Raw genomic sequence first — 12,194 nt, 5'->3', positions numbered from 1 at the left:
TTTTTCACCGCACTTATTTGATGAACGAACACAAGGAACAACTTTTGGACAGTATTCCCCTTAGTACCTTATTTATTATTCTTATCATTCTGTTAATTATTTCTGCCTATTTCTCAGGTTCAGAAACAGGTCTATTGTCTGCCAACCGTTACCGTATGCGTTACCTTGCTGAAAAAGGGCATAAGGGAGCGAAAAAAGCAGAACGTTTATTAAAAAAAACCGATAAATTACTGAGTTTTATTTTAATCTGTAATAATCTGGTGAATATTTCTGCTTCGGCAATTGCGACTATTATTGGTATGCGTTTATATGGTGATGCAGGCGTAGCCATTGCGACAGGCTTATTGACCTTTGTGATGTTAGTCTTTTCTGAAATTTATCCAAAAACCGTTGCTGCACTTTATCCAGAAAAAGTGGCATTTTTGTCTAGCCACTTGATTTCGCCGTTAATGAAACTTTTTATGCCACTGGTTTTTTTGATGAACTTGATTATTAAATGCTTAATCAAAATCACTGGCTTAAAAACCGAAATTAGAGCGAATCATCTTAATGCAGAAGAATTACGTTCTATCGTAAATGAAAGCGGTAAATTTATCCCCTCTGCTCACCAAGAAATGTTGTTGTCGATTTTGGATTTGGCAGAAGTTTCTGTCGAAGATATTATGGTGCCACGCAATGATATTGCAGGGATTGATATTGATGATGATTGGAAGTCGATTATGCGTCAGTTAAACCATGCAGCCCATAGCCGAGTGGTATTATATAAAGATAATATGGACGAAAATGTGCTAGGCATTTTACGAGTGCGAGAAGCCTATCGTTTGATGCTAGACAAAAATGAGTTTAGTAAAGAAACCTTAATTCGAGCCGCCGATGAGATTTATTTTATTCCCGAAGGCACCGCATTAACCGCACAATTACTCAATTTCCGTAATAATAAAGAACGTATTGGATTAGTCGTAGATGAATATGGCGACATCAAAGGATTAGTCACCTTAGAAGATATTTTAGAAGAAATAGTCGGAGAATTTACCACCTCAACTGCGCCATCTATTGAGGAAGAAGTGACGACTCAGTCAGATGGTTCGATTTTAATTGAAGGCTCAACTAATATTCGTGATTTAAATAAACTGTTTGATTGGAATTTAGATACCGAAGAAGCTCGCACCTTTAATGGTCTAATTTTAGAGCATTTAGAAGATATTCCCGATGAGGGAGCAGAATTTGAATTAAATGGCTTGAAAGTCACTGTGTTAGAAGTAGCAGATAATATGGTTAAACAAGCGAGAGTGGTGAAACTATAGCCACAGTTTTACCAAATTGAAAGTGATGAGAGAGATTTTATCACTTTTCTATTAAATAAATACAATTTGATTTATTTGGATGACAATTCGAGATATGTAATGGAGGCGTGTCCCGGAGTCGAACCGAGCTACATGGATTTGCAATCCAGTGCATAACCGCTTTGCTAACACGCCACAATTTGAAATCTTTTTAGATATAAAAAAACACCTTACGGTGCCAATTTATTATTTTAACTTAGTTTTAAATGGTGCCCGAGGCCAGACTTGAACTGGCACGCCCCGAAAGGCGAGGGATTTTAAATCCCTTGCGTCTACCGATTCCGCCACTCGGGCTAAACGCATTTCCTAACTGATTAGGTTAATTTGGAGCGGGAAACGAGGCTCGAACTCGCGACCCCGACCTTGGCAAGGTCGTGCTCTACCAACTGAGCTATTCCCGCTTTGCTTTCAGCTTATCGCTGCCAACGAGGGTGCATTTTACGGGAATCTATTTTGTTGTCAACAGGAATTTTGCAATAAGTTTTAAAAATTATATTGCTTGCTGAAAAAAAAGACATTATTGCTAAAAATAAGCCAATTTTGTATTAAAAAGTCATCAGTGGCTCTCGTGTATCTCACAAATAATTTAACTATTAATTATCGAGGCTATCGCCAAAGTTCCATTTAAATTCTTGGTAGAATTAAAAGTTGCTAAATAATTATAGTTGATAAATTGTCCCGATTGAGGCGATTTTTATAGGGAAAATGAAAGAAAATCAATATATCATTATTACTGTTCCAATTAGCCAAATAAAATCAAAAAAATTCCCTTTAATCCCACTGCACTTTATGCCAAAATGGCAAACAAATTTTCGTTTTCAATATTAGGTGAGATAATGACACAAGAATATGCTCTAGATACTATTTTAGCCCAAGCTGGTAACCGTACCGATCCACGTACTGGCGCGGTTTCCACACCAATTTTTCTTTCAACGGCCTATGGACATCATGGTATCGGTGAAAGTACCGGTTTTGATTACACTCGTACTAAAAACCCAACAAGAGTGGTTTTAGAAGAAACTATGGCGAAATTAGATGGTGGGGACGCAGCCTTTGCTTTTGCATCAGGCATGGCAGCCATTCAAGTGTTAATGACATTATTTAAAGCTCCCGATGAATGGATTGTTTCCAGTGATGTTTATGGAGGCACTTATCGTTTGCTTGATTTTTGTCATAAAAATACCCATGGCGTTAAACCTGTTTATGTCAATACTGCTGATGTGAGTGCAATTGAATCCGTTATTACGCCAAATACGAAAGCCATTTTTGTAGAAACACCGTCTAACCCATTAATGGAAGAATGTGATGTTAAGGCGATTGCTAGATTAGCAAAAAAACATGATTTATTGTTGATCGTGGATAATACGTTCTTAACCCCGATGTTATACCGTCCGATGGCTGATGGGGCGGATGTGACGATTTACAGTGGCACTAAATATATTGCTGGTCATAATGATGTGTTAGCGGGTTTAATTGTAGCAAAGGGGCAAGAATTATGTGAACGTTTATCCTACATTCAAAACGGAGCAGGTGCGGTGCTTTCAGCCTTTGATTCTTGGTTAACTATTCGTGGCTTAAAAACCCTTTCTCTACGCATGAACCGTCATCAACAAAACGCCCAAAAAATCGCAGAGTTTTTACGTCAACAACCACAAATTACAGATGTATTATATTCTAATAAAGGGGGAATGTTATCTTTCCGTTTACAAGATGAGAACTGGGTAAATCCATTTTTAAAAGCGATGAAATTAATTACGTTTGCGGAAAGCTTAGGTGGTACCGAAAGTTTTATTACCTATCCTGCGACGCAAACGCATATGGATATTCCAGAAGCAGAGCGCATTGCTCGTGGGGTATGTAATCGCTTATTGCGTTTTTCAGTGGGATTAGAAGATGTTGAAGATATTAAACAAGATTTAGTACAAGCATTATCCAGTTGTGGCAAGTAAGATTTTACAAATTGAAATGATTGATTAAACAAAGGATAACAATTTTGTAGCCGTGTTATTATATTTAATAAATTCATGGCAATTTGCCTTGATATGTGTTAAAAAATGAAATATCCGTGGATTTTATTAAAAAGGAAAGAAAAATGGCAGATGTATTACATGTTACCGATGCTTCATTTGAAGCAGATGTTTTAAACTCAGATGTACCAGTATTATTAGATTTTTGGGCACCATGGTGTGGTCCTTGTCGTATGATAGGTCCAATCTTAGAAGATTTGGCTAAAGAATATGGCGATAAAGTGAAAATTGTTAAAATGAATATTGATGAAAACCAAGGTACCCCAGCTCAATTTGGCGTACGTGGTATTCCGACATTGTTATTATTCAAAGAAGGTAAAGTGCTTGCGACTCAAGTGGGTGTGGTACCAAAAACACAATTAGCTTCATTTGTTAATCAGGCGTTATAATCGCTTTCAATCAGAAGATCCCAACATTAGTTGGGATTTTTTTCAACTTTTTTAACACATAGTCCCGGATGGCGTTGTTGGTTTTTCCAAATATGGTTGATTAACATGCGATTTTCTTTTAGGTCTAATATTTCAAAATCAGTACTGTCCCCATTATTCATATTTTGGGTTAATTGTTGGAAAAATTGTTGTTCTTGTTCTTTTAATAGTGGTTCTTCGGATAATCTTTTTTCCGTTTGTTTGGAATGAATACGTCCAAAACGATAATTTGTACTGTTTTCCGATAGAATATTGTTCTGTAATGACCAACGTCCGGTATGATGGCTTTCATAAGTAAAGATTTTTTGTACAGAAAGCAGACCTAGCCCTACGGTTGAACCATCAGCATGGAAATCTAAGGTATCTAAGGATTCAATATCTAAATCGCGGTATAAAATTCGACAACTCCATTCGCCGACGATATCTGAGTTAGAAACTATCGGATTTTCCACCGCAGTTGCCGAAATAGAAATTGTCATTAATAAGCATCCATATAGTTGGTTAATTTTCATCATTGTTGTTCTCGTAATTTTTGTAAAACTTTTTTCATTCTATCGTCTAATGGTGCGTTTAAGCGTAAGGTTTCCCCTGTTTTAGGATGTTCAAAACGAATACTAAACGCATGTAAAAATAAACGATCTAAACCAAGTGCGGTCATTTCTTGATCAAATTTTTGATCACCGTATTTATCATCAAGGGCAATCGGGTGTCCAGCATACAAGGTGTGTACCCGAATTTGATGGGTTCTTCCTGTAATCGGTGATGCCTTGACTAGGGTCGCATTGTTATATCGTTCTTCAATACTAAAATGCGTTTCACTTGGTTTACCTTGTTCACTGACTTTAACAATGCGTTCACCACTAGCGAGTTCATTCTTTAATAAAGGGGCTTGGATCGTTTTAACATGCGATTGCCATTGTCCACGCACTAGTGCCAAGTATTCTTTTTGTACAATTTTGTTACGTAATTGTTCATGTAAACTACGTAAGGCGGAGCGTTTTTTTGCTACTAACAAAATGCCTGATGTATCACGGTCAATACGATGGACTAATTCTAAAAAACGTGCATCAGGACGTAAAGCTCGTAACCCTTCAATAACCCCAAAACTTAAACCACTACCACCGTGTACTGCGATGCCAGAGGGTTTATTGATGACTAACAAACAATCATCTTCAAAAATAATTTGGCTTTCTAATTGAGCCACTTTATTCAACTTGGTGGAAATGGGGGATTGTTCTTTCTCGGATATACGAACTGGGGGTACTCGAACCACATCTCCAGCTTGTAATTTATATTCAGGTTTAATTCGCCCTTTATTGACTCGCACTTCGCCTTTGCGAACAATGCGATAAATTAGGCTTTTGGGTACCCCTTTGAGTTTACTCAATAAATAATTGTCAATCCGCTGCCCCGATTCATCTTCTGAAATTTCCAGCATCTTGACCGAAGCGTTAATAATGTTGTTGGTTTGGTTTGTCATAAAATTGTTTTTTAAGAAAAATTAGGAGAATTCTAGCATAATTAACAAATAATTAAAATTACTGAAATACCTTGCTAAAAAGCTGTATTGCGTCCATAATAATACAGATTTTGCCTAGGCAAAATTAACTAAGTTTTGTTAAATTTTAGATTAATGCAGTTTAGACATAAGACATTAATTTTTAACGAAATGTGTGATTAAATTACCGCTTTATCGCGTACCGAGTAAAGATACATATTTAGGTACAACTTATCGATAGCTCAATCAATGCACCCAGTCTTTGACGGTCGAGATGAACGACAGGGACGAAAAACACGAGGTCGATTGTAGTTAATTTGCTTAATTTTATGCAAAAGTGCGGTCTTTTTTAATTGAATTATTTTAAAAAATAAAAATGAGAAAATTTTTACAATGAAAAGAATGCTAATTAATGCAACTCAAAAAGAGGAGTTGCGTGTTGCGTTAGTCGATGGACAACGCCTATTTGATTTGGATATTGAAAGTCCAGGTCACGAACAAAAAAAAGCGAATATTTACAAAGGGAAAATTACTCGAGTAGAACCGAGTCTTGAAGCCGCATTTGTGGATTATGGTGTGGATCGTCACGGTTTTTTACCGTTGAAAGAAATTGCCCGTGAATATTTTCCTGCAGGTTATAGCTATAACGGTCGCCCGAATATCAAGGATGTGATTAAAGAAGGGCAAGAAGTGATCGTGCAAGTGAACAAAGAAGAACGTGGTAATAAAGGTGCTGCGTTAACGACATTTGTTTCATTAGCTGGAAGTTACCTTGTTATTATGCCTAATAACCCAAGAGCAGGAGGTATTTCTCGCCGTATTGAGGGGGATGAACGTCTTGAATTAAAAGATGCGTTAAGTTCTTTAGAAGTGCCTGATGGCGTAGGTTTAATCGTGCGTACCGCAGGGGTAGGAAAATCATCTGAAGAATTACAATGGGACTTAAAAGTCTTATTGCACCATTGGGAAGCGATTAAACAAGTTTCACAAAGTCGTCCTGCACCATTTTTGATTCATCAAGAAAGTGATGTGATCGTGCGTGCGATCCGCGATTATTTACGCCGTGATATTGGTGAAATTTTAGTAGATAGCCCGAAAATTTACGAAAAAGCGAAAGCACATATTAAATTAGTACGTCCTGATTTTTTAAACCGAATTAAATTATATCAAGGCGAAGTCCCGTTATTTAGCCATTATCAAATTGAATCGCAAATTGAATCCGCATTCCAACGTGAAGTGCGTTTACCATCTGGTGGTTCGATTGTGATTGATGTGACAGAAGCATTAACGGCTATCGACATCAACTCTGCTCGTTCAACACGTGGTGGGGATATTGAAGAAACTGCATTAAACACCAATCTTGAAGCGGCAGATGAAATTGCTCGTCAATTACGTTTACGTGACTTAGGTGGTTTAATCGTGATTGACTTCATTGATATGACCCCGATTCGTCACCAACGTGAAGTAGAAAATCGTATGCGTGATGCGGTACGTCAAGATCGTGCCAGAATCCAAATTAGCCGCATTTCGCGTTTTGGCTTGTTGGAAATGTCACGTCAGCGTTTAAGCCCATCATTAGGGGAATCATCACATCATATTTGCCCACGTTGTCAAGGCACTGGCAAAGTACGTGATAATGAAAGTTTATCGCTTTCTATTTTGCGTTTAATTGAAGAAGAAGCGTTAAAAGAACATTCTAAGCAAGTGCAATGTATTGTGCCAGTGGAAATTGCGTCCTATTTATTAAATGAAAAACGTCAAGCTATTCAAAGCATTGAAAAACGTCATAATGTAGATGTGGTGGTGGCACCAAATCAAGCGATGGAAACACCGCACTTTAAAGTGGTGCGTTCTCGTGATGGTGAAGATGTAGGTGTATTAAGCTACAATTTAGCCAAATTATACGAAGAAAAAGAGGATGTTTATGTTGCGAATGAAAACACTTCAAACGCAACTAACGCGGATAATTCAGCAACAGAAAATGTGGCAGAAATTGCGGCGTTATCCATGACAATTTCAGAAGCTGCACCAATTATTGAAACCAAAGAAGAGGTAAAACCGTCAATTTTTGCTTATCTTTGGACAGGATTAAAAGGATTATTTGTAAGTACCCCGGAACCGGAAGAAAAGCCAGTAAATAACCATAATCGGCAAAATCGTAATAACGATCGTCGTAACAATCGAAAAACTCGTAATGAGCGTAACGAGCGTAATACACTGGCAAAATTGAACGATGAAAATACGCCAGAAAAAACAACCGCATCATCACGTCCTGAACGTAATAATCGTCGTAATAACCGTAAAGCGCAGGAAGACGCTAGCGTTGTCGCTAAAACAAGTGAAAAACAAGATGATCTGGCTACAACATCAGAGGTGGTAGAAGAAAAAGCACCAACTCGTCAACGTAGAGAACGACGTGATTTACGTAAACGCGTTCGAGTGGGAAATGATGTGGCTGAAAGTGCGGAAAATATAACCATTGCACCTGTAGCCGAAGCGTTAAGTACGCCAAACAACGTAGAAAATAAAGTGAAAGCAGAGGTAACGGGTGAACCTGTGGAAAACACGGTAGATAACGCGGTTCCACAAAATGAACGTCGTGAACGTAATAATAATCGTCGTTTACCACGTCATTTACGGGTGAATAATCAACGTCGTCGCCGTCAAGAAAATCTGTCACCGATGCCGTTATTTGCTGCGGTAGCTTCGCCTGAATTCGCCAGTGGTAAAGTTTGTATTGATTATAGTGCGGTGCAAAAAGCCAAAGAAAGTAATTTTTTATCTGTTGACGAATTGTTACAGCAACAAGAGCAACCGGAAATAAACGGCGATGTGGTGCCAGCAACGTCATTGGTGGTTAACGAAGAAACGGTGACAACCCAGCCTTTGGGTTTTGTGACGCAACCCGCGAATGAAGCAGTGGAGAAAAAAGTTCAGCAATCCTTGGAACGTTTAAACGAAGAACAACGGATTCTTGAACAACAAGCCGAGCAAAAAGTTACGCCGGTTGAGCCAGAGGAAGTAGCAGAATCTATTGAAATTATAGAAAAAATAGAACGTGATTATCATTTCAATGGTCGATTAGGGACGGTATCTGCTGTACAACATGTTAACGCTGAAATGACCTTAGCGAAAGCCAGTGCGGAATTGAATCCAGCCTATGAGATCGTCCAATGGAAAGACAGTCGTTATTATTTCCATGGTAAAGGTTCGGCGGGACATCATAGTGCAGTCAGTCATGTGTTTAGTGAGCCGACCAAGGCACAAGCTGAATAACGTTAAAATCCGATGCTTGCCATCGGATTTTTTATAGGAATATTTTATCTTACGCTATGCAACAAAATATTTTTTCTGTTAGTCAATTAAATAGTGCAGTACGTAATTTGCTTGAAGGGCAATTAGGTGCAGTTTGGTTGACGGGTGAAATTTCAAATTTTACTCAACCGGTATCAGGGCACTGGTATTTAACTCTAAAAGATGAAAATGCACAGGTACGTTGTGCTATGTGGCGGATGAAAACCCAACGAGTGAATTTTCGTCCTCAGAATGGAATGCAAGTGTTGGTACGAGCCGGGGTGAGTTTGTATGAAGCACGTGGTGATTATCAGCTTATTTTAGAAAGTATGCATCCAGCCGGTGATGGGTTGTTACAACAAAAATTTGAACAGCTCAAAATGAAGTTGGCAGCAGAAGGATTGTTTGCACAACATCTTAAGAAAAACTTACCGCACTTTTGTCAAACAGTTGGCATAGTGACTTCTGCCACTGGGGCGGCATTACAGGATATTTTACAAATTCTAAAACGTCGTGATCCGAGTTTAAAGGTGGTGATTTATCCTACTCAAGTACAAGGCAAAGAAGCTAGTACTGAAATTGTGCAAATGATCGAGTTAGCTAATCAACGACGAGAAGTCGATGTACTGATTGTCGGGCGTGGCGGGGGTTCCCTGGAAGATCTTTGGTGTTTTAATGAAGAATTGGTTGCGCGAGCGATTTTCAATTCAATTTTGCCAGTGATTAGTGCAGTGGGGCATGAGATTGATGTGACGATTGCGGATTTTGTGGCGGATTTACGAGCTCCGACACCGTCTGCGGCAGCTGAACTGGTCAGTCGTAATCAACAAGAATTATTATATAAAATAGATAATCAACGACAACGCTTAGATCGGGCGTTAGATCGCATTTTTGAACAGAAGCAACAACAATTACAACGTTTGTTATTGCGGTTACAACATCAGCATCCACAAGCTCAATTAATTTTGCAACGACAAAAAAACAATCAGCTTGAGCAACGTTTAAATAACGCGATACAACGTATAGTGGAAAAAAAACGTTATAATTTCACCGCACTTTGTCAGAGATTGGATAATAATCCGTTATTTTATACGGTACAAAAACAACAACAGCATATTCGGCAGTTGAAAGTGCGGTTAGATTTTGCGTTAAAAAATAATGTCGCTCATAAACAGCACTACTTGGCACATTTATGTGCCAAAATGGATAGCTTGAGCCCATTAAAAGTGTTAGCTCGTGGTTATGCGATTGCAGAAAATGAGCAAGGCAAGGCAATTGTTTCAATACAACAAGTGGCCCAAGGGCAAACCATGCAAACCTTTGTGACTGATGGTATAATAATAAGTGAAGTGAAAGGTCTTAGACCAAAAGCCAAAATGTAATGGTGTTGAACTAATAGAAAGATTTACAGTCCAAACACGAGCAATTTGACTAAGATAACAGAATGAAACAAACGAAATGGAAAATAAAATGAGTGAGAAAGCACTAATTGAAGTGAAAAATCTCACGTTTAGACGGGGTGAGCGTCTTATCTACGATGATCTTAATTTGCGGGTTGCCAAAGGCAAAATTACCGCCATTATGGGACCGTCGGGTATTGGTAAAACCACCTTATTAAAATTAATCGGTGGACAACTCATCCCAGAGCAAGGTGAGATTTTATTTGATGGTTCTGATATTTGTAAAATGTCAAATGCTGAACTTTATAAAGTGCGTCAACGTATGGGAATGCTGTTTCAGTCAGGTGCTTTATTTACGGATATTTCTACTTTTGATAACGTCGCTTTTCCTATTCGGGAGCATACTCGTTTACCGGAGGAATTGATTCGTAAAATTGTACTGATGAAATTAGAATCTGTAGGATTGCGTGGAGCGGCAGATTTAATGCCGTCTGAATTATCAGGTGGCATGGCTCGTCGTGCAGCACTAGCCCGGACGATTGCTCTCGATCCAGATTTAATTATGTATGATGAACCTTTTACTGGACAGGATCCGATTAGTATGGGGGTGATCATTAGTTTAATTAAACGCTTAAATGAAGCTTTGGATTTAACTTCTATTGTGGTTTCTCACGATGTGCAGGAAGTATTGAGTATTGCAGATTATGCTTATATTATAGCCGATAAACGTGTAATTGCCGAAGGTACACCCGATATTTTATTAAAAAGTGCTGATCCTCAAGTGGTTCAATTTATTCAAGGGCAAGAAGATGGACCCGTACATTTCCATTTCCCTGCCAAGGATAGCATAGGAGATTTATTTAAATGATGGTGAAATTAATCTCTGCATTGGGGCGAACCACCATAAGCTCCGTACAAGCTTTAGGGCGTTCTGGGTTTATGTTGTGGGGCGCACTAGTTGGTAAGCCACAATTTCGTAAACATACCCCATTATTAATCAAGCAGCTACATGTTTTAGGGGTACAATCCTTACTAATTATTTTGCTTTCGGGATTTTTTATCGGTATGGTTCTGGGATTACAGGGCTATGTAGTGTTAGTGGATTTTGCTGCAGAAGCCAATGTTGGGCAGTTAGTGGCACTATCCTTATTGCGTGAGTTAGGACCTGTTGTTACGGCATTATTATTTGCAGGTCGGGCGGGCTCTGCATTAACCGCTGAAATTGGTTTAATGAAAGCTACTGAACAGCTTTCTAGCCTTGAAATGATGGCGGTGGATCCTTTACGCCGTGTGATTGCACCACGTTTTTGGGCTGGAATTATTTCCATGCCGATTTTAGCTGTGTTATTTACCGCAGTGGGTGTGATTGGTGGTGCGTTAGTGGGAGTTAATTGGAAAGGTATTGACGATGGTAGTTTCTGGTCGGTGATGCAAAATGCAGTTTCCGTGCAAGATTTATGGTATGGCTTTATTAAGAGTATCGTATTTGCTTTTGCAGTAGTTTGGATTGCATTATTTAACGGTTATGATTGTGTGCCAACATCAGAAGGCATTAGCCAATCCACTACGAAAACCGTAGTAAATGCATCATTATTAGTATTAGGTTTAGACTTTGTATTAACCGCAATGATGTTTGGCGGTTAACTAAGATTTCTTTTTTATTAGGTATAAATTATGCGACAAACAATTAAATATGAGTTCTGGGTAGGTTTATTTTTGTTACTCGGTATTGGGGCATTAGTATTTATGGGCTTAAAAGTAACCAATGTACAAGGTTTTGGCGAACAAAAGTCTTATAACATCTCTGCAACTTTTGATAATATCGGTGGTCTAAAAGTGCGCGCACCATTAAAAATTGGAGGGGTTGTCATTGGGCGTGTAACAGATATTTCACTGGATGAACAAACTTATTTACCGAACGTGACTATTGCTGTAAACGAAGAATATGACCAAATTCCAGATAACAGTTCACTTTCAATTAAAACGTCTGGTTTATTAGGTGAACAATATATCTCTTTAAGTGTTGGATTTGATGATGGTGAAACCCCTATGCTGAAAGAAGGCAGTAAAGTTTTTGATACGAAATCAGCAGTGGTATTAGAAGATCTTATTGGTCAATTCTTATATGGTGATAAGGACCAAAAAGAAGAATCAACGCTTGACACACCAGCAGTTGAATAATTTAATTTAGGTTAGGAAAGCAA

The 12,194-nt window shown here is 38.5% G+C and carries 10 protein-coding genes and 3 tRNA genes; 8 read left to right on the top strand and 5 right to left on the bottom strand.

Features of this window, described 5'->3' with window-relative positions:
- The first annotated feature begins 44 nt into the window (after positions 1–44).
- On the top strand, positions 45–1,304 hold the full coding sequence (locus tag O1Q79_RS05795) for an HlyC/CorC family transporter (protein ID WP_386689695.1): 1,260 nt from the start codon (positions 45–47) through the stop codon (positions 1,302–1,304).
- Between the two features lie 100 nt (positions 1,305–1,404).
- Here O1Q79_RS05795 and O1Q79_RS05790 read toward each other — a convergent pair.
- The 3 genes from O1Q79_RS05790 to O1Q79_RS05780 form a co-directional block, all read right to left on the bottom strand.
- Positions 1,405–1,478 (bottom strand) — tRNA-Cys (locus O1Q79_RS05790).
- Between the two features lie 72 nt (positions 1,479–1,550).
- A tRNA-Leu gene (locus O1Q79_RS05785) sits at positions 1,551–1,637 on the bottom strand.
- A 31-nt stretch (positions 1,638–1,668) separates the two neighbouring features.
- Positions 1,669–1,744, bottom strand: a tRNA-Gly gene (locus tag O1Q79_RS05780).
- A gap of 435 nt (positions 1,745–2,179) precedes the next feature.
- Between O1Q79_RS05780 and O1Q79_RS05775 the strand changes: the two genes are divergently transcribed.
- Both O1Q79_RS05775 and trxA read left to right on the top strand, forming a co-directional pair.
- Positions 2,180–3,292, top strand: a complete 1,113-nt coding sequence (locus O1Q79_RS05775) for a methionine biosynthesis PLP-dependent protein (protein ID WP_386690787.1) — start codon at positions 2,180–2,182, stop codon at positions 3,290–3,292.
- A 143-nt stretch (positions 3,293–3,435) separates the two neighbouring features.
- Entirely contained in the window at positions 3,436–3,759 is a 324-nt protein-coding gene (gene trxA / locus O1Q79_RS05770) for a thioredoxin (protein WP_386690784.1), read from the top strand.
- A gap of 26 nt (positions 3,760–3,785) precedes the next feature.
- Here the strand turns inward: trxA and O1Q79_RS05765 are convergent, their stop codons facing one another.
- Both O1Q79_RS05765 and rluC read right to left on the bottom strand, forming a co-directional pair.
- Entirely contained in the window at positions 3,786–4,277 is a 492-nt protein-coding gene (locus tag O1Q79_RS05765) for a hypothetical protein (RefSeq protein WP_386690782.1), read from the bottom strand.
- Positions 4,278–4,309: 32 nt separating this feature from the next.
- Positions 4,310–5,278 carry a 23S rRNA pseudouridine(955/2504/2580) synthase RluC gene (gene rluC, locus O1Q79_RS05760; protein ID WP_386690780.1) on the bottom strand — a complete coding sequence of 323 codons (969 nt, stop codon included), beginning with the start codon at positions 5,276–5,278 and terminating at the stop codon, positions 4,310–4,312.
- Between the two features lie 411 nt (positions 5,279–5,689).
- On the opposite strand from rluC, the gene rne reads away from it, so the two are divergent.
- The 5 genes from rne to mlaD all read left to right on the top strand — a co-directional run bounded on the left by rne (position 5,690) and on the right by mlaD (position 12,171).
- On the top strand, positions 5,690–8,572 hold the full coding sequence (rne, locus tag O1Q79_RS05755; protein WP_386690778.1) for a ribonuclease E: 2,883 nt from the start codon (positions 5,690–5,692) through the stop codon (positions 8,570–8,572).
- Positions 8,573–8,628: 56 nt separating this feature from the next.
- Positions 8,629–9,972, top strand: coding sequence for an exodeoxyribonuclease VII large subunit (gene xseA / locus O1Q79_RS05750; RefSeq protein ID WP_386690775.1), 1,344 nt, complete (start codon positions 8,629–8,631; stop codon positions 9,970–9,972).
- Positions 9,973–10,060: 88 nt separating this feature from the next.
- Complete coding sequence (locus O1Q79_RS05745; RefSeq protein ID WP_386690772.1) at positions 10,061–10,858, top strand: ATP-binding cassette domain-containing protein; 798 nt, start codon at positions 10,061–10,063, stop codon at positions 10,856–10,858.
- Positions 10,858–11,634: a lipid asymmetry maintenance ABC transporter permease subunit MlaE gene (mlaE, locus tag O1Q79_RS05740; RefSeq protein ID WP_386693356.1), complete on the top strand. Its 777-nt coding sequence runs from the start codon at positions 10,858–10,860 to the stop codon at positions 11,632–11,634. The genes O1Q79_RS05745 and mlaE overlap by 1 nt, the downstream gene beginning before the upstream one ends.
- 30 nt (positions 11,635–11,664) lie before the next feature.
- Positions 11,665–12,171: an outer membrane lipid asymmetry maintenance protein MlaD gene (gene mlaD / locus O1Q79_RS05735; protein ID WP_386690770.1), complete on the top strand. Its 507-nt coding sequence runs from the start codon at positions 11,665–11,667 to the stop codon at positions 12,169–12,171.
- Positions 12,172–12,194 lie beyond the last annotated feature (23 nt).

Origin of the sequence: Lonepinella sp. MS14434, assembly GCF_042468235.1 — a bacterium.
Taxonomy (GTDB): domain Bacteria; phylum Pseudomonadota; class Gammaproteobacteria; order Enterobacterales; family Pasteurellaceae; genus Lonepinella.
This window is presented reverse-complemented; position numbering and strand designations above follow the sequence as displayed.